This is a genomic window from Flavobacterium soyangense (assembly GCF_015277675.1).
Lineage (GTDB): Bacteria > Bacteroidota > Bacteroidia > Flavobacteriales > Flavobacteriaceae > Flavobacterium > Flavobacterium soyangense.
Map to the genome: position 1 here is coordinate 1 of NZ_JADHEC010000040.1, position 23,611 is coordinate 23,611.

The 23,611-nt window shown below is 33.5% G+C and carries 21 protein-coding genes; 10 read left to right on the forward strand and 11 right to left on the reverse strand.

Annotated features, from left to right (window positions below; all coding sequences use genetic code 11):
* Positions 1 to 371: 371 nt before the first annotated feature.
* From IR213_RS14085 to rlmB, 6 genes are all read left to right on the forward strand, one after another.
* Positions 372 to 2,069 carry a BamA/TamA family outer membrane protein gene (locus IR213_RS14085; RefSeq protein ID WP_228479199.1) on the forward strand — a complete coding sequence of 566 codons (1,698 nt, stop codon included), beginning with the start codon at positions 372 to 374 and terminating at the stop codon, positions 2,067 to 2,069.
* Between the two features lie 84 nt (positions 2,070 to 2,153).
* Positions 2,154 to 5,375 (forward strand): SusC/RagA family TonB-linked outer membrane protein, encoded by a 3,222-nt coding sequence (locus IR213_RS14090; protein WP_194312942.1) that lies wholly within the window; start codon positions 2,154 to 2,156, stop codon positions 5,373 to 5,375.
* A gap of 11 nt (positions 5,376 to 5,386) precedes the next feature.
* On the forward strand, positions 5,387 to 6,826 hold the full coding sequence (locus tag IR213_RS14095; protein WP_194312943.1) for a SusD/RagB family nutrient-binding outer membrane lipoprotein: 1,440 nt from the start codon (positions 5,387 to 5,389) through the stop codon (positions 6,824 to 6,826).
* A gap of 27 nt (positions 6,827 to 6,853) precedes the next feature.
* Positions 6,854 to 7,480 carry a DUF5011 domain-containing protein gene (locus tag IR213_RS14100; RefSeq protein ID WP_194312944.1) on the forward strand — a complete coding sequence of 209 codons (627 nt, stop codon included), beginning with the start codon at positions 6,854 to 6,856 and terminating at the stop codon, positions 7,478 to 7,480.
* Positions 7,481 to 7,501: 21 nt separating this feature from the next.
* A complete protein-coding gene (locus tag IR213_RS14105) occupies positions 7,502 to 7,993 on the forward strand; it encodes a lipid-binding protein (RefSeq protein ID WP_194312945.1) in 492 nt (163 codons plus the stop codon).
* 67 nt (positions 7,994 to 8,060) lie between these two features.
* On the forward strand, positions 8,061 to 8,795 hold the full coding sequence (gene rlmB / locus IR213_RS14110) for a 23S rRNA (guanosine(2251)-2'-O)-methyltransferase RlmB (RefSeq protein WP_194312946.1): 735 nt from the start codon (positions 8,061 to 8,063) through the stop codon (positions 8,793 to 8,795).
* 55 nt (positions 8,796 to 8,850) lie between these two features.
* Here rlmB and IR213_RS14115 read toward each other — a convergent pair whose 3' ends face one another.
* Positions 8,851 to 9,621, reverse strand: coding sequence for a rhomboid family intramembrane serine protease (locus IR213_RS14115; RefSeq protein ID WP_194312947.1), 771 nt, complete (start codon positions 9,619 to 9,621; stop codon positions 8,851 to 8,853).
* 270 nt (positions 9,622 to 9,891) lie between these two features.
* Here IR213_RS14115 and IR213_RS14120 point away from each other — a divergent pair, with 270 nt between their 5' ends.
* Positions 9,892 to 11,169 carry a replication-associated recombination protein A gene (locus IR213_RS14120; RefSeq protein WP_194312948.1) on the forward strand — a complete coding sequence of 426 codons (1,278 nt, stop codon included), beginning with the start codon at positions 9,892 to 9,894 and terminating at the stop codon, positions 11,167 to 11,169.
* A gap of 14 nt (positions 11,170 to 11,183) precedes the next feature.
* Here IR213_RS14120 and IR213_RS14125 read toward each other — a convergent pair whose 3' ends face one another.
* Genes IR213_RS14125 through IR213_RS14150 form a run of 6 tightly spaced genes read right to left on the reverse strand, consistent with a single transcriptional unit; the run spans position 11,184 to position 15,876 of the window.
* Positions 11,184 to 11,969, reverse strand: coding sequence for a hypothetical protein (locus IR213_RS14125; RefSeq protein WP_194312949.1), 786 nt, complete (start codon positions 11,967 to 11,969; stop codon positions 11,184 to 11,186).
* Between the two features lie 3 nt (positions 11,970 to 11,972).
* Entirely contained in the window at positions 11,973 to 12,659 is a 687-nt protein-coding gene (locus IR213_RS14130; RefSeq protein WP_194312950.1) for a YjjG family noncanonical pyrimidine nucleotidase, read from the reverse strand.
* An 11-nt stretch (positions 12,660 to 12,670) separates the two neighbouring features.
* On the reverse strand, positions 12,671 to 13,363 hold the full coding sequence (gene radC / locus IR213_RS14135) for a RadC family protein (protein WP_194312951.1): 693 nt from the start codon (positions 13,361 to 13,363) through the stop codon (positions 12,671 to 12,673).
* Between the two features lie 19 nt (positions 13,364 to 13,382).
* A complete protein-coding gene (locus IR213_RS14140; protein ID WP_194312952.1) occupies positions 13,383 to 13,841 on the reverse strand; it encodes a GNAT family N-acetyltransferase in 459 nt (152 codons plus the stop codon).
* A gap of 12 nt (positions 13,842 to 13,853) precedes the next feature.
* Positions 13,854 to 15,209 (reverse strand): UDP-N-acetylmuramate--L-alanine ligase, encoded by a 1,356-nt coding sequence (locus tag IR213_RS14145; protein WP_194312953.1) that lies wholly within the window; start codon positions 15,207 to 15,209, stop codon positions 13,854 to 13,856.
* Between the two features lie 4 nt (positions 15,210 to 15,213).
* Complete coding sequence (locus IR213_RS14150) at positions 15,214 to 15,876, reverse strand: tetratricopeptide repeat protein (protein WP_194312954.1); 663 nt, start codon at positions 15,874 to 15,876, stop codon at positions 15,214 to 15,216.
* 120 nt (positions 15,877 to 15,996) lie between these two features.
* On the opposite strand from IR213_RS14150, the gene IR213_RS14155 reads away from it, so the two are divergent.
* On the forward strand, positions 15,997 to 16,812 hold the full coding sequence (locus tag IR213_RS14155) for a UDP-2,3-diacylglucosamine diphosphatase (protein WP_194312955.1): 816 nt from the start codon (positions 15,997 to 15,999) through the stop codon (positions 16,810 to 16,812).
* 45 nt (positions 16,813 to 16,857) lie between these two features.
* Positions 16,858 to 17,904, forward strand: coding sequence for a glycosyltransferase family protein (locus IR213_RS14160; protein WP_194312956.1), 1,047 nt, complete (start codon positions 16,858 to 16,860; stop codon positions 17,902 to 17,904).
* Positions 17,905 to 17,910: 6 nt separating this feature from the next.
* Here the strand turns inward: IR213_RS14160 and obgE are convergent, their stop codons facing one another.
* The 4 genes from obgE to hpt all read right to left on the reverse strand — a co-directional run bounded on the left by obgE (position 17,911) and on the right by hpt (position 21,559).
* Positions 17,911 to 18,912: a GTPase ObgE gene (gene obgE, locus IR213_RS14165; protein ID WP_194312957.1), complete on the reverse strand. Its 1,002-nt coding sequence runs from the start codon at positions 18,910 to 18,912 to the stop codon at positions 17,911 to 17,913.
* Between the two features lie 75 nt (positions 18,913 to 18,987).
* On the reverse strand, positions 18,988 to 20,208 hold the full coding sequence (locus IR213_RS14170) for a hemolysin family protein (protein WP_394354926.1): 1,221 nt from the start codon (positions 20,206 to 20,208) through the stop codon (positions 18,988 to 18,990).
* A 222-nt stretch (positions 20,209 to 20,430) separates the two neighbouring features.
* On the reverse strand, positions 20,431 to 21,003 hold the full coding sequence (locus IR213_RS14175) for an adenylate kinase (protein WP_194312959.1): 573 nt from the start codon (positions 21,001 to 21,003) through the stop codon (positions 20,431 to 20,433).
* Positions 21,004 to 21,028: 25 nt separating this feature from the next.
* Positions 21,029 to 21,559, reverse strand: a complete 531-nt coding sequence (gene hpt / locus IR213_RS14180) for a hypoxanthine phosphoribosyltransferase (protein WP_194312968.1) — start codon at positions 21,557 to 21,559, stop codon at positions 21,029 to 21,031.
* Between the two features lie 266 nt (positions 21,560 to 21,825).
* Between hpt and IR213_RS14185 the strand changes: the two genes are divergently transcribed.
* Positions 21,826 to 23,478: a DUF1800 family protein gene (locus IR213_RS14185; RefSeq protein ID WP_194312960.1), complete on the forward strand. Its 1,653-nt coding sequence runs from the start codon at positions 21,826 to 21,828 to the stop codon at positions 23,476 to 23,478.
* Positions 23,479 to 23,611 lie beyond the last annotated feature (133 nt).

The following is a 23,611-nucleotide window of genomic DNA, read 5'->3' on the forward strand; positions in this document are numbered from 1 at the left end:
TAAGAAAGAACAATCCGTTTTTCAACAAAGAACTTTAATTGTAGTTTAAATCACATATATTTACGCTCTGATTAACAAAATTGAGTCCGTTTGAGGGTTTTTAGACGAACTGGCGTTTGCAGATACTATCAATGGACTAAAAACTAATTTAACCTAAATATTCTATGATTTACTTTAGCACACTTCGTTCAAGGTTATTTTTATGCGATTTATATAACTTTCTTTTCAAACCTAAAAGCCAGATTAAATACTCTAAACCAAAACAGTATCAATTAAATTGTTCCGCTACTAAAATACTATTTAATCCAAACCTTGTGATTTAATCATAAACAATAGATATTTGCGTTAAATTTATTAAAATTTATATCCGTTTGAAACTGTTAACATTCCTCTTATTCTTTATAACCATAGGTGCGAATTGTTTTGCCCAAAGTTTTCAGTTGCAAATAACTGGAAGTTCAGCATACGAAAATAAAGTCATTGATTCCTTAAAATACACTTTAAACCACAAAAACGCAAAATCAATAAGTGATGAGATAAATAATTTATCAGAAAGACTATCAAAAATAGGATATATCGAGAACCAAGTCCTTGGAAATAATAGAAAAAATGACTCAAGTTATATTGCAAAATTCAGCTTGCATGACAGAATAAAATCAATACATATATATATAGGAAGAAATTCTGTAATAAATGATTTGATAGTATTACAGAAAACAAAAGACACTTTAATCCTTCCTTATATAGAAATAGAAACTTTTTTAAAAGCTACTTTGCAAAAAATAGAACAAAAAGGGTATGCACTAGCAAAACTGAAGTTGGTCAACATTCAAAGGAAAAATAATTCGCTTTATGCAGAATTACAATTTGAATCCGGTCAACAAAGGCAATTAAATACAATAATGGCGAAATTTAACGAAAGTAACAAAAAAAACAACTTTCCCGAAGGACATCTGAAACAAATCAATAGAAAATACCACAAAAGCATATTCAATCTGGATGTCGTGCGCAAGATTCATGATGATTTTGATAAATTTGGATTTGTCAATCAAATCAAAAATCCAGAAATATTATTCACAAAAGACACCACCAGAGTATATGTCTATCTCGAAAAAAGAAAGTCAAACAACTTTGATGGTTTCATTGGCTTTTCAAACAATGAAAAAAACAAATTAGCTTTTAACGGCTATCTGGATTTAACGTTGGAAAACACGCTTCGAGTTGGAGAACAGTTTTCTCTTTATTGGAAAAGTGACGGAAACAATCAAAAGACATTCAAAACAGCTATAGATTTACCATATATTTTTAAAAGCCCAATAGGTTTGAAAGCCCAAATTTATATTTTCAAACAAGACAGTATTTATCAAAACACTAAAACCTCCATTGATTTAGGCTATTTTGCAGAATACAACACCCGTATATATTTAGGATACCAATCCACTGAGTCCAGTGATATCCAAAACACAAATAATAGCATTATTAGCGATTATAAAAACTCATTTCTGACGGCAAATTTAGAATACTCAAAATATGATTACAAAAACCCCACATTTCAAAAAAAGACAAATCTTTCCATTACAATGGGCCTTGGAAAAAGAACAACAACAGACTTAATCGAAACTGCGGGCTCAAGTAAACAGATTTATATTAACATTAACACAATGAATAATTTCTATTTGAACAAAAAGAACTGTTTTAACATAAATTATCAAAATTACTTGTTGAAAAGTGACACTTATATTATCAATGAATTAAACCGCTTTGGAGGCATTAATTCTATTCGAGGATTTTCCGAAAACAGCCTCCAAGCTAACTTTATGTCAGCAATTATTACCGAATACCGCTATATAGTTTCTCCTGATCTTTATCTGCATTCTATTATAGACTATGGCTACTATCAGGATGATAGCACAAATAACAAAGGAAATTTACTTGGATTGGGACTTGGATTAGGGGTACAAACCAGAAACGGATTACTGAAATTGGCTATTGCAAACGGAAGTACAAGAAACCAACAAATAAAATTTTATAACACTATCATTAATATATGTTATAATGTTAAATTTTGACACGAATCAAAAAAAGGTTTTCATTTATTAGGAAAGTTAACAAATTATTAAGATTTTTGTCTCACTAATTCAAAATATTAAAAAATGAAACTAAAGTTTAATGGATTCTTAGTACTATTAGTAGTACTTGTGGCGCAAATTACTTTTGCGCAAGAGAGAGCTGTTTCGGGTACCGTTTCTGATAATGCAGGATTACCTTTACCAGGTGTGAGTGTATTAGTAAAAGGAACTAAATCTGGAACACAAACTGATTTTGATGGGAAATATTCTATCAAAGCATCGTCAAGCCAAGTCTTGATTTTTAGCTATATTGGGATGAAAACCCAAGAGATTAAAGCTAATTCAGCGACAACAAATATCAAAATGATAAGTGACGCAGTTGAACTTGAAGGTGTAGTTGTTACTGCCTTGGGGGTTAAAAGACAGAAAAAACAGTTGGGTTATGCGACTGCAACAGTCTCAGGCAAGGACTTGACTGAAGTTAACAACACTAATGTTTTCGGATCCTTATCTGGAAAACTTGCAGGAGTTGACATTAGTGCTCCAGCACAGGTTGGAGCCTCTACAAAGGTTGTAATTAGAGGTTATAGTTCATTATCAGGCAGTGATCCCTTATATGTTGTAGATGGAACTCCGATTAACAATAGTTCTAATGGCGTTTCTGGGACATCATCAAATGACAGAAACTACGATGCAGGAAATGGGATAGGTGATCTTGACCCAACCAACATCGAGAGTCTTACTATTCTAAAAGGTGCTGCCGCTACTGCATTATATGGATCAAGAGCTTCAAACGGAGCCATAATCATTACTACAAAATCTGGGAAAAATAATTCCAAATTAAAAGTAGACTTTTCTTCTTCTATAGATTTTTCTGAAGTCGCAAGAGTAGCGCATTTACAACATGATTTTGGACAAGGATGGTTTGGACAAGGATATTCTGGACTTTCAACTCATGGATCAGCAAGTGCAGAAAACGGATCTTGGGGACCGGCTTTTAATGGTGAAACTCGTGTTTGGGGAGCTATAGTAAATAATTCACAACAATTAAAACCTTATGTTGGTTTAAAAAAAAATGTTCGAGATTTTTACGACATTGGAAATACTTATACCAATAATTTTAGAGTAAGTGGTGGTGGTGAAAATTCTAATTTTTCACTTGGGTTTTCTGATGTAAATTCAAATGGAATTGTCCCAACAGATTCTGATTTATATGTAAGAAGAAATGTTAATTTATCTGCAGGCATTAACACTGATAAATTTGACGTTAGGGCAAACATCAATTATGTAAACAAAGATCAAAATGCTGTAAATACTGGACAAGGAGATGAAGCAGGTGAAGGAGCTACTTTAGTTCAAGAGTTATTGCAAATTCCTTCAGATATTAGTGTTCTAGATTTAAAGGACTACAAGAACAACCCCTTTAATACACCAAGTAATTATTTTACTCCTTATGCTTCAAATCCATATTTTTTGTTGAATGAAAACAGTACAAACATAAAAGGGAATAGAGTATTTGGAAACGTAAATTTAACATATAAATTTACTCCAAAATTTTCAGCTACATACCAAATAGGTGGTGATCATAGATTAGAAAAAGTAAAAAGTTATGGAGCAATAGAAAAATATGATGTGGGCTCGGCTCAAGATATCAATGGCAAAAAACGTGTTGTAGGAGGAGTTACGGAGAAAACTTCAGAAAGAGCAGAACTTGATTCTTATTTAACTTTTAATTACAACACTAAAATTAGTGAAGATTTCAACTTCAACGGTATGATTGGTTTTAGTGCAAATCAAAGACAAGCTGATATTCTTCAAGTTGCTATTACTGATCTTGATCTACCTAATTTTTACGAATTGTCAAATTCTGCTTCAAAACCTGTTGTTGGACAAGCGAATTCATTTTCCAAAAATTTTGGTATATATACTTCGTTAGAAACATCATTTAAAAACAAAATATTTTTGACCTTAACAGGAAGAAATGACTGGTCATCTACTTTACCCGTTAAAAACAACTCTTACTTTTATCCATCAGCGGCCATAAGCGGTATTGTTATTGACAATAATCAAACTTTTCTAAAACTTAGAGGAGGCATAGCAAAAGTAGCCAAGGACACTGATGTGTACCAAACCGAATCTAGTTTTACTCAAGCAGCAGCTGGAGCATATTTTGGAACACTTACTTTCCCTTTTGGAGGGATAAACGCCTATGAATTTGAAAGTAATCTTGGAAATAATGAATTAAAACCAGAAACGACAGTTGAAACAGAGCTTGGGTTGGAATTAAATTTATTTAGAAAAAGAATAACTTTAGACGCTTCTGTTTATGACAAAAAAACGACCGATTTATTATTCAGTAGAGAAATCTCAAGTTCTACAGGGTTTAGAACACAAACAGCAAATATATTAGATGTAAGTAATAAAGGAATCGAATTGGTTTTAAGCTTAATTCCAATTAATTATAATAATTTTAAATGGGAAATTAACACAACCTTTACTAAGAACAGCAGTAATGTAGATCATATCGTAGGTGGTGTAGACAATTTAGAATTAGTACAATCAAGAGGAGTCACTTTTAATGCTGTATTAGGACAACCTTTAGGAATTTATAAAGCAAAAGTTCCTAAAACGAATGCTGCTGGGCAGTATATTGTAGACGATAAAGGCTACTATGTTGAATCAACTGAACAACAATCTATAGGAACATCTGAAAGAAAATTCACAATGGGATTGCAAAATAAAATATCTTATAAAAACGTAACATTATCTTTCGCATTTGACTGGAAAGAAGGAGGTCAATTTTATTCCGAATCAAAATACCTGTCGTACTTTACAGGAAACGGTATAGAAACTACTTATAATGATCGTAATGCTTTTATCATTCCTAACTCAGTAAAGGAAGTTGTAAATTCTTCGACACAAGCAGTAACTTATGTAGAAAACACAACGCCGATTAATACTCAAACAGGAACGGTAACTGGAGGATCTACAATAACTAGTTTTTACAACTCTCAGAATAACCCAACGATTGCGAAAGACTTCCTAATAGACAAAACTTTTGTACGATTAAGAGACCTTTCATTAACCTATAATGTTAAATTAGATGTTTTAAAAAGAATGGGATTCTCAGCCGCTTCTATAAGTGTATACGGAAAAAACTTATTTTTATGGACACCTAACACAAATGCATATGTAGATCCTGAAATTTCTACTTTTGGCACATCAAGTGTTAGAAGTGAATTTGGAGAATCTTATGGAACTCCTTCCCAAAGAACCTATGGTACTACAATAAAATTAACATTCTAAAAGAAAACACGATGAAAAAAATAATCATTAGTATATTTATGTTATCAATGCTTTTTACAGCATGTAATACAGATTTAGACATTAATCGCGATCCGGATTCGGTATCTGACGTACCCTTGAAATCACAAATGCCCGCAGGAATATTAGGTGTAGTTGCTGCCGAAGGATCATACTATGCAATCATTGGTGGCTTTTGGTCTCAATATTGGACACAGAGTAATAGTGCAAATCAATATAAAGACATTGACGGATATATAATTGGAACTGGAGATTACTTTGCAGCATGGAGAAATATGTATGATGCTTTAGGTGATATTAGAAATGTAAAAAGAAAAGCATTAGCTACTGGAAACTGGAAGTATTTATTAATTTCGACCGTTATGGAAGTTCAAGCCTCACAAGTCCTGACTGATTTTTATGGTTCAGTTCCTTACAAAGAAGCTAATAACATAAGCATCCTTAATCCTAAATATGATTCAGGTGAAGAAATTTATGACACCATGATTACAGATTTAAACTTGGCTTTATCTAAAGATCTAACAACTTCTGTTGGTGAAGTACCTGCAACGGATGATTTAGTTTTTAAAGGTGATTTATCCAAATGGACTAAATTAGCAAACACTATGAAACTAAAAATTTATATGAGACAAATTAATAGTTCAAGATCTGCCATTGGTATTGCTGGCGTGCAAGGATTACTTTCTAGCGGAGTAGCTTTTTTAGATGTTGATGCAGCAATAACCCAGTTTGAAGATGCAGCCAACCTAAGCAATCCTTTGTTTGAAACAGATAGAAGACAATTAAATATTGCAACAAACCTTAGAAAGAGTAAAACTTTATCATCTTTTTTTGATGCAAATGGTGATTCTAGAAGTACTAAATACTACGGACCTGGTGTAGCTCTAAATCAAGGCGATTTTGAAAGTCAAACTCCAGCTTCTCCAACTGTTTCTGTTGTTATTATAAACGCCACAACACCTGCTTATTTGATGAGTAAAGAAGAAAGTTTGTTTTTACAAGCTGAGGCTAAAGCAAGATTTGGAAGTGGTGATAAAGCATTATATGACGCTGCAGTTACTGAGAATTTTAATAAATACAAATTAGTAGCTTCATCTTACATAGCAACTGGTGGTGTTTATGAATATCCTACATCTGGTACTTTAGAACAAAAAATTGAGGCTATTATTACTCAAAAGTGGATTGCAGGATTTCCAGGAAATGGATTCGAAGCATTTTTTGATAAAAATAGAACCGGATATCCAAAAACCTCATTAGTACCCCAAACCGACCCAGGCTACATACCAGGTCAAATAGTATATTCTGTTGGCGGAGCTACTGAAGGAAAAAAATTCCCAAAAAGATTAGTATATCCTCAAGAGGAAACTAATACTAATACTAGTACTCCAGCTTTATTAAAAATAACTGAACCCGTATGGTGGGCTAAAAACTAAAAAATTATGAAAAAAATATTTATAACATTGTTTTTCATTAGTGGCTTACTTCTTGTAAGTTGCGAAAATGATAGCACAGCAAATTTATCTAAAGTAACTTACTATCCTAATGTTACTTTAAATGGTGATCGCACAATTATTTTAGGACAAGGCGATCCTTATACTGAATTAGGAGCAAAGTCTACCGCAGGGAGTAGCACATTACCAGTGACGACTACTGGAACGGTGGATGTGAGTAAAATAGGGGTGTATAAAATTAATTATGAATCCTTTAACTCTGATGGTTTTTCAGCATCAAAAACGAGAGCAGTAATCGTTATGAGTAAATCTCCTAGTACAATTAATTTAGCAGGAACTTTTGTTAGAAATGGATCTAATGTAAACGTGGTTACTCAACTATCAGACAGAAAATATATGTGCTCTAATGCAGGAGGATTGGCTGGTCCATATTCCCCTGATGACAATAGAGTCTCATTAGTTTTTTACAACTTAGATGACAAAAAAATATACGCTCCCTTTCAAGAAAATACTTCACCTACTGGAATTTCGGCGGAAACTAGTGTTGGTACTATTGTAAGTGTAAATAAGTTTACTTGGACATTATTTGCTTCTGCTGTATATGGAACATCATTACGAACTTTCACCAGACAATAATTAAACCTTAACAAAATGAAAATGAAAATAAAAAACAATATAGTATACTTATTTTTAGTTTTAAGTATATCACTTTTCACATCATGTGATGAAGGGGGAAATCCAAATCCAGGTGGAACAACTACAGCGCAATTTGCTGGTGATTGGTTTATTAATGCAAAGGATTCTGATGGAGCCCCAGTAATTGACTACACTATGCATTCAACTTACAACACATCCGCTAATGATAATACGATGTGGATTGATGATTATGGACATGGTTATGCGATAAAATGTAAGATAACCGTTAATCTAAACGATGGCACTTTTGCGGCTACATCTTCTGATAATCTTATTGATGGATCAAAAGTTACTATAACTAATGGTAAATTTGAAAAAGGTGCTGGATTATCAAAAGCAGGCCATAAAGTAGACAAAATTTCTTTTAGAGCTCATTTTGACTATGATGCTACTGGATATGATATTTTGTACGAAGGTCACAAAAGAACAGGGTTTTTAGAAGACGAGTACTAGTTATCAGTTAAAAATAATTCTTAAAACCGCTCCATTATTTGGGGCGGTTTTTTTATATCTTTGTCCCATGGAAAAAGAACATTTAATATTTGGGATACGAGCAATAATTGAAGCTATACAATCAGGAAAAGAAGTTGATAAAGTCTTTATTCAAAAAGAAATTTCTGGTGAATTGATGAAAGATTTGATGAAGGTAATGAAGCGTGCCAACGTCAATTTCTCTTATGTTCCTGTCGAAAAACTGAATCGATTAACCCCAAACAATCATCAAGGTGCTGTAGCTTCTATTTCACCAATTGGTTTTATTGACTTGGAACATTTAGTTGAAGCCACTGTCGAATCCGGAAAAGTGCCGTTATTCTTGATTCTTGATCAAATATCGGACGCACGTAATTTTGGTGCCATTATCAGAACAGCAGAATGTACTGGTGTAAACGGAATTATTGTCCAAAAAGCAGGTTCAGCTCCAGTAAATGGAGATACTGTGAAAACTTCAGCAGGCGCTGTGTTTAATGTGCCAATTTGCAAAGTAGAACACATCAAAGATGCCATTTTCTACCTGCAAGGTTCTGGAATAAAAACCGTAGCAGCCACAGAGAAAACTGATCAAAATATTTATGATGTTGATTTAAAAGAAGGCATTGCTATTATTATGGGCTCCGAAGATAGAGGAATCAATCCTTCGGTTCTTAAAATCGTTGATGAAAAAGCTAAACTTCCTATGTTCGGGACAATTGGCTCACTTAACGTTTCCGTAGCATGTGGTGCTTTTTTATATGAAGCAGTAAGACAGAGAAGCTAGTCCCAACCTCAGCCCTACCAAAAAGAAAGCGAGTTTAAATAGATAAAAAAATGAATTAGGACTCTGGTTTTGATTCATTTTTTTTGTCAACAATAATTTCATAATTAATAGGAAATTGAGAAGAATAATATGAAGGAAATTCATTTTCTAATTCAACTATTAGAATATTTACAAAATTGCCATTTTCATCAAACCGCTGCATAAACTTATCTTCTTGTGGATTAAAATCAGGGTGTTCCCAATCGTATTTAATAATTTTTTTATATTCTGGTGTCTTGTAAATTACCGAAAGAATAAAACCCGTTATCAATCCAGCCAAATGTCCTTCCCAAGAAATTTTTTCTTCCACTTTTGGAAAAATATACCAAATCAAACCACCATAGACCACGACAACAGCCAATGATAATGCTACTAATCGATAATATTTAGTTTGAATTCCTTTAAAAAAAATGAAACTGACCAAAACATAAATCAAACTGCTGGCTCCAATATGGTAACTATCCCTGCCAATTACCCACGTTATTAATCCCGAAAGCAATATTCCAAAACTAATTACCGCTACCGATTGTCTGGTATAAAAATATTGCAATGCTGCCAATAAAATCAATAAAGGGATAGAATTATTATACAAATGTTCAACATCAGCGTGGATGAAAGGACTGAAAATAATGCCTTGCAAGCCCGACAATGTTCTGGGAAAAATACCGTTTTCAGTAAAATCAAAATCAAATCGGATTTCTAACCAATAAACAAACCACAAGAACAACACAAAAAAAAGTGGAAGTCCTATGACTGAATTAGTATATTTGAAATGATTGTCGTTCATCTTGGGTTTTAGGTTTTGAGTTTTGGTTTAGCAAAACAAATCAAAAATTTATCCAAAACCAATTTAGTGCTATTTTGTCATCTTTTTACAAAAAAGCCTCTAAAATCTAGGATTCGTTTTTAGCCTAAATTACTTCACTCCTCTTTTATTTTAATTGGAGTTCAGTGAACTTAGTTTGTAACGACATCCTTTTATTTTCGTTTTTTTATGAAAATAAAAGATATAGTGAAGAGCTGGAATAGCTTCGAATAAAAATAGTAATTTTACAAAATGGAAGCACCATTAGCAGAACGTATTCGTCCACAAAAAATAGAAGATTACATAAGTCAATCCCATTTAGTAGGGCCAAATGGCTCATTGACACAACAAATCGCAAAGGGAATAATTCCCTCATTAATATTTTGGGGACCACCAGGAACCGGAAAAACAACATTGGCACAAATTATTGCCCAAGAATCGAAACGTCCTTTTTATATTTTAAGCGCCATCAATTCCGGTGTGGCAGCTATTCGTGAGGTGATTGAAAAAGCGAAACAAAGTGGCGGTCTTTTCACTGCAAAAAACCCAATACTTTTTATAGACGAAATTCATCGTTTTAGCAAATCGCAGCAAGATTCGTTATTGGCAGCTGTCGAAAAAGGATGGATAACCTTAATTGGTGCCACTACCGAAAATCCAAGTTTCGAGGTAATTCCCGCATTATTGTCACGTTGCCAAGTTTATGTTTTGAATGCGTTTACCAAAGATGATTTAGAAAAATTATTACATCGCGCTTTGAAAACTGATGCCTTTTTTGCAACCAAAAAAATCACTTTAACCGAAACACAGGCCTTATTACGTCTTTCAGGTGGCGATGGACGCAAACTATTAAATATTTTTGAATTGGTCGTAAACGCTTCCGATGAAGATGAAATTATAATTACAAACGACAGAGTTTTTGAACTTGTGCAACAAAATACCGTGTTGTATGACAAAAGCGGCGAACAACATTATGACATAGTCTCGGCTTTTATAAAATCAATTAGAGGAAGTGATCCCAATGGTGCCGTTTATTGGTTGGCCAGAATGATTGAAGGTGGTGAAGATGTAAAATTTATCGCTAGAAGGATGCTTATCTTGTCAAGTGAAGATATTGGAAATGCAAATCCTACTGCTTTTATTATGGCCAATAATGCATTTCAAGCTGTTTCTACTATTGGTTATCCTGAAAGTAGAATCATTTTAAGCCAATGTGCGATTTACTTGGCTACTTCTCCCAAAAGTAATGCTTCATATTTGGCTATTGGTACAGCTCAACAACTTGTAAAACAAACTGGCGATTTGCCAGTTCCTATCCATTTGCGCAATGCTCCAACAAAGTTGATGAAGGAATTGGGTTATGGAGATGAATATAAATACTCACATGACTATGCCAATAATTTTACTGAACAAGAATTCTTGCCAGAAGCCATAAAAGAAACGGTTCTTTATAATCCAGCTAATAATTCTAGAGAGAATAGTAATCGTGAATTCTTAAAGAACCGTTGGAAAGATAAATATGGATATTAAGAATTAGATTTTAGCTAGAACTTAACGTCTGTTTTTTCGGAAATCAATTTTTCATTTTGATAATATTCAAAAAACCACTGATTGTCTTTAGATACTAAAACTCCCTGAACACTTCCTTTTGTTGCCATAAAACTTGCAGGATTAGATGTTTTATACACTTTCATTACAACTTTTGGATCACTGTCAATCAATTGATATCCATAAGATGTGGGCTGTGCGTAAAGCACATTTGAGATATTGCCTTGTGATATTTTAGATTCATTTTTTGCCATTGCAACAAGAGAAGGAACTGCAACTGGGGGGGTCACTGCTACCTGAGCATCAATTATTGGAGCTGATTGTGGAGCTACTTCTAATTTTGAACTAAAATAAGTATTTCCATTGTATTTATAATTTAAGGCATAAACTGAAATGAAAGCTTGGTTTAATGCATCAACATAAGCTGTCTCAAACTCTTTTTCTCTGCTTTTTCCAATGGCAGATTGAAAAACAATTGCACCATAACAATCTTTAAACGTGATGTAAAGTTTTGTCACCAAGAAGGCATTTTCTTTTTCTACGTCAACATATAATAGACTGCATCTATCGGTGAAATCTGCAGGAATTGGTTCATTTGAATAAAAAGCCTGAAAACCGGCTTTTTGCAAATTCATTTTAGTAATGGTCTGGAGTCGATATTGATTTTTAGTTTTAAGAAAGTCATATTTCATTGGAATAATCACTCCTTTGTAATCATTTACCGATTGCGAAAAACTATAGCTCGCAATAAATAACAGTAGTAATAGGATTCGATTTTTCATAATTTATAAATATTTTTTTAGTTCTAATAAATGGTTCACTTGTTTGATATTATCGGCTACCTGAACATTACTTTCACTGAATAAGATGGCATCTAAACCCGCATCTAAAGCACCTTGAACATCAGCCTCAATACAATCACCAATCATAACACTAGTCTCTTTTTTGGCTTTAGCCAAATCTAGAGCATAATCAAAAATAAGTGAATTGGGTTTTTTTACTCCCGCCATTTCTGAATTAGTAATGGTTTTAAAATACTTCGAAATATACGAATTGTTCAACTTATTTCCCTGAATTTCCGCAAAACCATTAGTGATAATATGCAAATTATATTTGGGTTTCAAATAGTCTAAAATTTCAATCGTTCCCTCAAATAAATGATTGTATTTTGGTAAATAAAAAATATATTCTTCTGATAAAAAAGTAATCAAATCATCTTCTATAGCGAATTTTAACAAGTCAAAAGTATCCTTTAATCTCCCAAAACGCAGTTCTTTCTGTGTAATTTCGTCTTTTCTATATTTCTCCCAATATGCTTTATTTATAGGAACATAAAAATGGAGAAACTCTTGCATATCTATGGCTAAATTTTGCATTTTAAAAATAGTTTCAAATGCCAAAGCCGAGTTCTTTTCGAAATCCCAAAGTGTGTGGTCTAAGTCAAAAAATACGTCAGTTATATTTGTGTTCATTGTTTTCATATTTAAAAAATTCCATCGTCATTAAAACTGTAATAACCATTTTCGGTAATGATAATGTGATCCAGCACATTAATATCAAGGTTTCGACCTGCCTCTTTTATTTTTTTTGTAATTTGTTTGTCGGCATCGCTTGGAATCAAAGTTCCAGAAGGATGATTGTGACAAAGTATCAGCCCTGTTGCTCCCAATTCGAGAGCTGCTTTAAAAACCAATCGCACATCAACAATAGTCCCCGTAATTCCGCCTTTGCCTTGTTGTGATTTTGAAAGCACTTTATTAGAATTATTCAAATACAAAACCCAAAATTCTTCATGTGGCAATTCGCCAATAATGGGTTGCATTAACTCAAAAATCATTTTACTGGAAGAAATTTTCTTTAATTCTACCGCATCTTCTGCTCTTCTTCGTCTCCCTAACTCCATTGCGGCAATAATCGAAATAGCTTTAGCCTCGCCAATCCCTTTGAAATTCATCAGTTGCTGAATGGTTAATTTTCCCAAAGCATTCAAATTGTTGTCAACGCTCCCCAAAATCCTTTTGCTCAATCCCACCGCCGATTCATTACGGCTTCCCGAACCAATTAGAATGGCAATCAATTCGGCATCGCTCAAAACACTTTTACCCTTAAGCATTAGTTTTTCGCGTGGTTTGTCGTCTTCGGACCAATTCGTTATGGGGAAATTATTTTGTTCCAAGTTTAAAATTATTAATAAACTAAATTTTCTTTTTCATACAAATACTGTCTTTCAAACCAATATAAGGCTCATAATTGTCTATTATGGAATATCCCACTTTTTGGTATAACCCAATCGCTTCTTTTTGTTTATGCAGTGTTTCCAAAACAGATAAAGAATAGCCTAATTCCGCAGCCCAAAGTTCCAGTTCCTGCAATATTTTTTGTGCAAAACCCATTCCTCTTGTTTCTAGGGAAACAAACATACGCTTTATTTCAATTGTATTTTTATCATATTTTTTGAAACAACCACAAGCGACAGCTTTATTATCAAAATAAATAATCACAACATTTGGATTAATTTCCAAGATGTTATTTTTCCAATACTCTTGGTTTTCTTCAGGATAACGTCCCCATAAACTCTTGTCCAAAGCCGCAACGAGATTTATAAAATCCTGGTTTTCGCTAGTGGTTTTGATGGTTTTTATTATGTTGCTCATACGATTTTTAAATTACTTTATCAGCCCTTTTACCTCATCAAAATTTAGTCCGCCGTAATTTCCGGAACTCATCAACAATAAAGCGGAGTTATCGAAATTAAGATTAAAAAGATAGTCTTTAAAATCCTTTGGATTGGTGTAAATAATTAGATCTTTCCTGTTAAATGCGTTGGCAATTTGCTCGTAGGTCACTTCCTCAAGTTGTTTGATTTTTACTGCATCCGGCGAATAAAAAACCACGGCAACATCAGCATATTGCAATGCGCCTTCGTATTCTTTCAAGAACTCGGCATTCAAACTGCTGTAGGTGTGCAACTCTAAACAAGCAATTAAAGTTCGATTTGGATATTGTTCTTTTACGGCTTTTGTGGTTGCGGCAACTTTGCTTGGCGAATGGGCGAAATCTTTGTAAGCGACTTTCGTTTTACTTTCGGCGATTTTTTCTAATCTTTTGGAGGCTCCTTTAAAACTGGCAATCGCTTCATAAAAATCGGCTTCATCAACGCCCATATTTTGGCAAATCCATTTGGCTCCAGCCAAGTTATTTAAGTTATGAGCCCCAAAAACCTCGATTGGCATTGCACCTTCAGGTGTTTCTAGAAGTGTAACTCCATCTTTCACTTCGTATTTTGGAGTTGTATAAGGGATTTTTCTAATTGGATTTGTAGCTGCTTCGGCAACACGCTTTACTTCTGGGTCTTCTTCGTTATAAACCAAGATTCCGCCATTGGTGATTTTAGAAATGAAAATTTCAAACTGTTCCACATAAAAATCATACGTAGGAAAAACGTTGATATGATCCCAAGCAATTCCGGAAATCAAGGCAATATTGGGTTGATACAAATGAAATTTTGGTCTTCTGTCTATTGGCGAAGACAAATATTCGTCACCTTCGAGAACAATAAAATCATTTTCTTCAGTAAGATGAACCATCGTTTCAAAACCTTCAAGTTGCGCACCAACCATATAATCCACTTCAATATTATGAAAATGCATTACATGCAAAATCATTGAAGTAATCGTGGTTTTTCCGTGAGAACCGCCAATGGCCACACGGGTTTTATTTTTAGATTGTTCGTATAAAAACTCAGGATATGAATAAATTTTCAATCCTAATTCTTGTGCTTTTAATAACTCTGGATTATCGGCTTTGGCGTGCATTCCGAGAATTACGGCTTCAATAGACGGAGTGATTTTTTCAGGAAACCAACCCATTTCTGGCGGTAAAATTCCTTTTTTATCCAAACGGGTTTTAGAAGGTTCAAAAATAGCATCGTCACTTCCGGTAACTTGATATCCTTTGTTATGCAATGCCAAAGCCAGGTTGTGCATCGCACTTCCGCCAATGGCTATAAAATGAGTTCTCATATATTTAATTCTTTTTTACAGATTTATTCATTTTGTTTTTATACAAATTAGCTAGCATTTGCCCGCCCACTTTTGTGCTTCCAGCGTCAATTGCTTTTTTATATTGTGTTTCTGCCGATGGATATCTTTTGAAATATTCTTCTATTTGACCTCTGGATAAATAACCGTCAATAGGTGATAATTTTAATAATTCATTTGAATATTTTATGGCTTTTGACTCGCTACCTCCCAAAATTCCTGGAAGTTGTATATAAAACATAATTAATGCCCATCGCGCTTCGATGTGTTTTGGGTTGAGTGCTATCGCTTTTTGGAACGATTCTTTCACTTCACCTATCATTCCAAGCGCTTTAAATTTACTTACTTCTTTAGCTTTCATCCCCAGTGAACCACCATATTTGTAATAATAATTAGCTTCGGATGGTTTTAGTTGTTTTAGCTTTTGATAATACCCAATGGCTTTATCCCAAGATTTATTATGACCCGCAATGTCTCCTAAATATTCAATTGCTTTTAAATTGGAGGGATTCTCTATAACGAAATTCTCAAAAACAATTTGTGATTGTTCGTATTTTCCTTCTCGAAATAATTTTTCCCCTTTATCAAAATCGGCTTGAGCCAAAATGAGCAAAGGAAATAGTAAAAAAAGGAATATTATTTTTTTCATCGCTCAAAAATAAGGAAATTTATAAAAGGATAGACAGAATTTTAGGTTAAAACAATCCAAATAATAATACAAAAGAAACATTGCCATAACATAGACCCATTAGTTTTGTAAAAACAAAATATGAAACGAAAACGAAAAATACCTCTAGTAGTCATTAGTGACGTTCATCTTGGAACTTATGGCTGTCAGGCTAAGGAATTACTACAATATTTAAAATCAATTCAACCAAAGACTTTGGTTTTAAACGGTGATATTATTGATATGTGGAGTTTCAGCAAACGCTATTTCCCTGTTGCACATATGGAGGTTTTGAGATATATCATAAAAATGTCGAATTTAGGAACCCGTGTTATATATGTGACTGGAAATCATGACGAAGCGCTTAGAAAATATTCTGATTTTATTTTAGGCAACTTAGAGTTGGTCGACAAACTAGTCTTGGATTTGGACGGAAAGAAAACTTGGATTTTTCATGGTGACGTTTTTGACTCCTCCACAAAAGGATATGCAAAAGTATTGGCAAAGCTTGGTGGAAAAGGATATGATTTATTGATTTTAATCAATAGTTTCATCAATTGGATTTTAGTTGCTTTAGGCAAAGAGAAGCGAAGTTTTTCTAAAATGGTTAAAGACAGTGTAAAAAAAGCAGTTTCATTTGTTTCTAATTTTGAAATTACTGCTGCCGAAATAGCCATCCAAAAAAAATACAGTTATGTTGTTTGTGGCCATATTCACAAACCACAAATGAAAGAGGTTGTAAACGAACATGGTAAAGTCTTGTATTTGAATAGTGGCGATTGGGTCGAAAACCTTACAGCATTAGAATACAAAAAAGAAAAATGGAAAATTTATCATTATAAAAAATCTGATTATTTAAGCACTGAAAACAAAGAAGATAAAACCATAAATGATATTGTTGCCAAAATTTTATCCTAAAAAAATGCCGTTTCAACAAAATAACTTTCAATTAATTTAAAAATAATGAAAATATTTTACGCCATACAGGCCACAGGAAATGGGCATATAAGTAGAGCCATTCAATTATATCCTTATTTACAAAAATTTGGTTCTGTAGATTTCTTTTTGAGCGGAAACAATGCTAGCCTAAATATTGATTTACCTGTAAAATTTAAAAGTGACGGTTGTAGCTTGCATTACAGCAAATGTGGCGGATTGAATTACTGGGATATTGCCAAAAATATTCAACCAATTCAAATGTATAAAGATGCAAAATCCTTGCCTTTAAAAAATTATGATGTGGTCATCAATGATTTTGATTCGATTACATCACTTGCTTGTAAATTGCAAAAAGTACATTCGGTTCAGTTTGGGCATCAAGCCAGTTTTTTTTCGGAGGCAACCCCAAGACCCGAAAAACGAACTATTATGGGCGAAATGATTCTTAAACATTATGCTCCTTCTCCTAAGCATATTGGATTGCATTTCGAAAAATACGATTCCTTTATTCATCCTCCAATCATTAAAGATGAAATAATGCAAGCAGAGCCAAAAGACTTAAAACACATAACGGTTTATTTACCTTCTTTCCAAAAAGATTGTTTGGAAAAAGCTTTTAACAAACTCTCTGAACAAGAATTTCATTGGTTTTTAAATGATGTTACAATGAAGCATAAAGTTGGAAACATTACTTATTATCCTGTAAATCAAAAATTATTCAATGAAAGCTTAATTAACTGTCTCGGCATAATTACTGGCGGTGGATTTGAAACTCCCGCTGAAGCTTTATATCTTGGAAAAAAAATACTCAGCATTCCAATTCGCGACCATTATGAACAAGAATGCAATGCAGCAGCATTAAAGAAAATGGGAGCTCCTGTTGTATATGAAGTTGGGGATAATTTTGAAGAAATTATAGAAAAATGGTTGAACTCGGCTGTTATTTATCCAAAAATACAAGCCAACAACATTCCTGAAACCCTGCAATTTTTATTTGATACATATCACAACCAAAAAATATGTAACCAAAAAAGGACTCTATTAGTAGAACCCTTTTTATATAAAAATTAATGCTTTTTAGTCATTCAACATTTTCCAAAGTTTGTCTTTTAACTCTTGTAACCCTTGTTGCGCAACAGATGAAATAAACATATAAGGAATGTCCTTGAACTCTTTGTCTAGCTCCACTTTCAATTCTGCTTTGAGTTCATCATCCAGCATATCGCATTTTGAAATAACCAACAAACGCTCTTTATCCAGCATTTCAGGATTGTACTTTGTCAATTCGTTCACTAAAATATCATATTCACCCTTGATGTCAGGTGTGTCAACTGGGACTAGAAACAACAAGGTTGAATTTCTTTCAATATGACGCAAGAAATAATGTCCAAGTCCTTTTCCTTCGGCTGCACCTTCAATAATTCCGGGAATATCAGCAATTACAAACGATTGAAAATCGCGATAAGCCACGATTCCAAGATTTGGTTTTAAAGTGGTAAACGGATAATCGGCAATTTTTGGTTTAGCTGAAGTCAAAACCGACAATAAAGTCGATTTTCCTGCATTTGGAAAACCTACCAACCCTACATCAGCCAAAACTTTAAGTTCCAGAATAACATCCATTTCTACACCAGGCAAACCCGGTTGAGAATATCTTGGTGTTTGGTTTGTTGAGCTTCTAAAATGCCAGTTTCCCAATCCTCCTTTTCCACCACGAGAAAGAATTTGCTTCTCGCCATCCTCAGTAATTTCAAATAAAGTTTCTCCTGTTTCTTTGTCTTTTACTACGGTTCCTAATGGCACTTCAATAAATTTGTCATCTCCATCAGCACCTGTACTTCTATCTCCACCTCCGTCTCCACCGTGACCTGCTTTGATATGTCGTGCAAATTTCAGGTGAAACAAGGTCCAAAGTCCTTTGTTCCCAACTAAATATACGTGTCCACCACGACCACCATCCCCGCCATCAGGACCGCCTTTTTCGATAAATTTTTCTCTATGTAAATGCGTAGACCCTTTCCCTCCTTTTCCGGAAGAAACATATATTTTTACGTAATCTACAAAATTTCCCTCTGTCATTTTTTTTTGGTTTTGGGTTTTGGGTCTTGGGTCTTGGGTAAAACTAAAACCCACAACCCAAGAACCAGAACCTTTTTATTTTATGGCTTTCACCATCACTTTATCAATCTTAACACCGTCCATATCAATGACTTCCAACTCAAATTTTTGCCAAATCAATTTCTCTCCTTCTTTTGGAATATGAGAAAGTTCAGTCATTATTAACCCACTCACAGTGGTCACTTCATAATCATTAATTAATTCATCCAATTCAAAATTAGTCAAGAAATCATGCAAGGAATAATGACCGTCAACCAACCAAGTTCCATCTTCTTTTTCGACCATCTGGAAATCATCCTTGTAAAAATCAGAAGCATTTCCCACCAAGGCTTCCAAAATGTCATTCAAAGTAATTATCCCTTGAAAAACGCCATATTCATCTGAAACGAAAGCATAATGAATACCTGATTTTTTGAATTGTACCAATGCTTTGTAAGCAGTGGTCTGTTCCATCATAAAAGGTCCTTCGGTCATAATTTCGGGTAAATTGAAATTATCTTTGTCAATATTGGCAAAAATGCTTTTCAAATTTACAACCCCAACAATATCATCATGATTTTCTCCATAAACAGGATAAATCGAATGCAATTCTTTAAGCATAAATTCCTTAACCTGGATTTTGCTGGAATGCAATGGCAATAACACCACTGATTTTCTATGAGTCATCAAGGAATTAATTTTCCTGTCGCCAATATGGAAAACACGCTCCACAATATCTTGCTCAATTTCCTGTACTTCTCCACCTTCGGTACCTTCCTTGATAATGGCTTTAATTTCTTCTTCGGTTACTTTACCATCGGCAGTGGGTTTTATTTGCAAAACATTCAATAAAAAATCTGTCGAATGCATTAACAACCAAATAAATGGAGCTGTAATAATCGAAACTATTTTCATTGGCCACGCAACGGCTTTGGCAATGGATTCCGGATGGTTCAACCCAATTCTTTTGGGTAATAATTCTCCCAAAACCAAAGAAAAGAATGTCAAAATCACTACTACAATTCCTACTGCAATTGAAGGTGCAAATGGTTTTAATATTTCAAATCCTGATATAAAATTCTGAACATCGTGTGTGATTTTTTCCCCAGAATAAATACCGGTAAGGATTCCTATAAGTGTTATTCCTATTTGAACTGTCGATAAAAATTTGTTTGGAGAATTAGCCAAATCCAATGCGATTTGGGCATTTTTATTTCCTTTTTTTGCAGCAGTTTCCAATCGGTTTTTTCGTGCCGAAATCAGTGCGATTTCTGACATAGAGAAAACTCCGTTGAGGATGATTAAAAAAAGAATTATTAGAATTTCCAAATTACGCTTTTATTGTTAAAACTGCTTCCTAGCCCAGATGTAAGCTAAAAGCCCGCAGTTTCAAAAAATTGTTTTTCCTGGCAGAAAAGAGCGACCGCAGGAAGCTCCTTTTATGGTTTGGAAAAATTGTTTTTGAAGCGAGGACTTGTTGCGTTCAGCTGGAAATTGCTTCTATAAATTATTGATAATAGTGCTTAATCGCTCAGTTATATCGGCTATAGAACCTATTCCATTTACTGGATAAAATTTATTTTGTGCTTTATAATACTCCATTAAAGGAGCTGTTTTTTCGTTATATTCTTGATAACGGTGTCTGATTTTTTCTTCATCCTGATCATCTGATCTACCTGAAGTCTTTCCTCTTTCAAGTAAACGATGAATTAAAATTTCGTCATCAGCTTCGAGTGCAATTGTAGCTGCAATTTTCGAGTTTTTACTAGCTAAAAACTTATCTAATTCTTCGGCCTGAGCCAAAGTTCTTGGAAAACCATCATACAAAAAACCATCTGCACCAAGATTATTATCTACTGATTCTTCAAGCATTTTGATTGTCAATGCATCAGGAACTAAATCACCTTTATCCATATAACTTTTGGCTAATTTACCTAATTCGGTTTCGTTTTTTATATTAAATCTAAAAATATCTCCCGTTGAAAGATGTACTAAATTGTATCTTTTTTTTAAAAATTCTGCCTGAGTTCCTTTTCCTGCGCCCGGTTTCCCGAATAAAACAATGTTAATCATAAGTGTGTATTAGTGTGTTCCCTTGTTATTCTTTTAATTGATATACTTCTGGTAAATTTCTGCCTAATCCATCGTAGTCTAATCCGTAACCAACAATAAATTTGTTAGGAATTCTAATTCCAACGTAGTCTATTTTGATTTCTTGTTTGAAAGCTTCTGGTTTAAAAAATAGTGTTGCAATCTTAAAATGTTTTACGTTTTGTTTTTTGAACAGTTCTTTTAAGGCTACCAAAGTATTTCCTGTATCAACAATATCTTCAATAACAACAACGGTTCTTCCAGTTAAATCCTGGTCTAAACCTATTAATTGCCTTACATCATTTGTAGAAGTAGTTCCCTCATAAGAAGCCATTTTTATAAAACTCACTTCGCAAGGCGACTTATAATGCTTCATAAAATCAGAAACCACCATAAAAGCACCATTCAAAACCCCAACAAATACCGGGGTTTCATCAGCAAAATCATCTTCTACTAATGCGGCTATTTTTGCAATGGCAAAGTCTATTTCTTGTGCAGAAATAAACGGAACAAATTCTTTATCGTGTAATTGTATCACTTTTTCGCTTTTAAAATAATTTGCAAAGATACTGAATTCGAGTTTGAGAATTGACAAATAGGCATTAATTTCTAACAGACGTACTGAATGCATTAATTATCTTAATAAGACAATTACAAAATTTATACTTAAAATCTTAAAAAAATATTATAATTTACTAAAAAACAAGCACTTAAACGATTATTAAGCCCTTTTAATCGAAAAAGTATTATATCACATTTATCTATTCTTAAATTTAAGTGTAGAAAATTGAAAATCATAAAATTATGGCTTCATTAAATCCAAATACAGCAGTTTTAGGCGTCAAAAACGCTAAACATTTATTGCGAAGAGCAACTTTTGTTTACACCAAAGTCTTGATAGACCAATTTTCAAAATTAACTCCTAATCAAGCTTTAGACTTATTATTGATTGACAATCCGCTTACCGTTAATTTACCATATGACCCTCTACCGTTGAATGCCCCAGATAGTTACTGGACAGAATCAACAAATTTAGCCGCTACATTTGTCGATCAAAACAGGAAAGCTACAATTGTAACGGGTTGGTGGTGGTATAATTCTGTAAATAATCCAACCCTAAAATTTAAACTTTCCCATTTTTTGTCAACTCGATTTACCGTAATAAGAAATACTGATGTATCTGGATCAGCAACAGAATTTTACGACTATCTAAGATTACTTTTATTTTATTCTTATGGAAACTATAAAAAGTTAGCAAAAAAAATGACGCTTAATAATTCAATGCTTTGTTTTTTAAATAATTCTTCAAATGTAAAAAGTGCTCCAAATGAAAACTATGCCCGGGAATTCCTAGAATTATTTACTATTGGTAAAGGACTACAAATTGCTCCCGGTAATTATACAAACTATACCGAATCTGATATCGTTCAGACAGCCAGGGTATTAACCGGATTTAAAAGAAGATATGAACGAAATCTAATAGATTCTGAAACCGGAATCCCAAAAGGTTACAATCAATTTTCAGATCACAACACTAGTTCTAAAACATTTAGTGGAGCTTTTAACAACAAAATAATCTCTTCAGCAACTGATGCTGCTTCGATGGATATTGAATTAGATAATTATATTGAAATGGTTTTTAACCAACCGGCAACTGCTAAAAATATTTGCAGAAAAATATATACTTATTTTGTGAAAAGAAATATTTCCACCGAGGCAGAAAATGACATTATAACTCCTTTGGCACAATATTTGTACGACAATGGCTATGAAATTGTTCCAATACTTAGAAAACTATTAGAAAGTCAACATTTTTACGATTTGGATGACTCTAACGCTACCGATGAAACTATTGGAGGAATAATCAAATCCCCAATCCAACAAATATCAGAAATATGCACCTATTTACAAGCAGTAATCCCTGACCCGATGGTTAAGCCAATAGAATTCTATAATACTTTTTGGTATCTTTTTGCTTATAATATATTTTTAACAAGCTCAAATATGGGATTATTTAATCCTGAAAACGTGGCTGGTCATGCAGCCTATTATCAGGCTCCTGATTTTGATAAAAACTGGATATCTTCCTCTACATTAATTGCAAAATACCGTTTAGGAGAATCCTTACTTGACGGAGTAAACAGAATTAGTGGCAATAGTACTATTGCTGCTAAAATAAATATTTCAGATGTGATAAAAAATGCTGGAATTGTGTCTAATCCTTTGGATCCCTTTATATTGACTTCCGAATTATGCAATGCTTTATTCGCCCAGGAAACAAATATGGATCGAATTAACTACTTTATGAATTCTTTTCTCCTCCAGGGACTTTCAAATTATTATTGGACTGAAGCTTGGAATAATTTTATTAGCACTAATAATAGTTCCGTTGTCGAATCTAGATTAAAGCTTCTAGTAACAAAAATATTAAGGGCTCCCGAATCTCAATTGTTTTAGTAGTCTTTCCATAATTTATTTTACTTACAATATATTTAAGAGAATTTAAAACTTATGCGTTTGGTATTTTTCAAAAATTCGCTCATCAACCAAGATATTAAGAGACCCCAAATCTCACCTGTTTTAGTGCTAT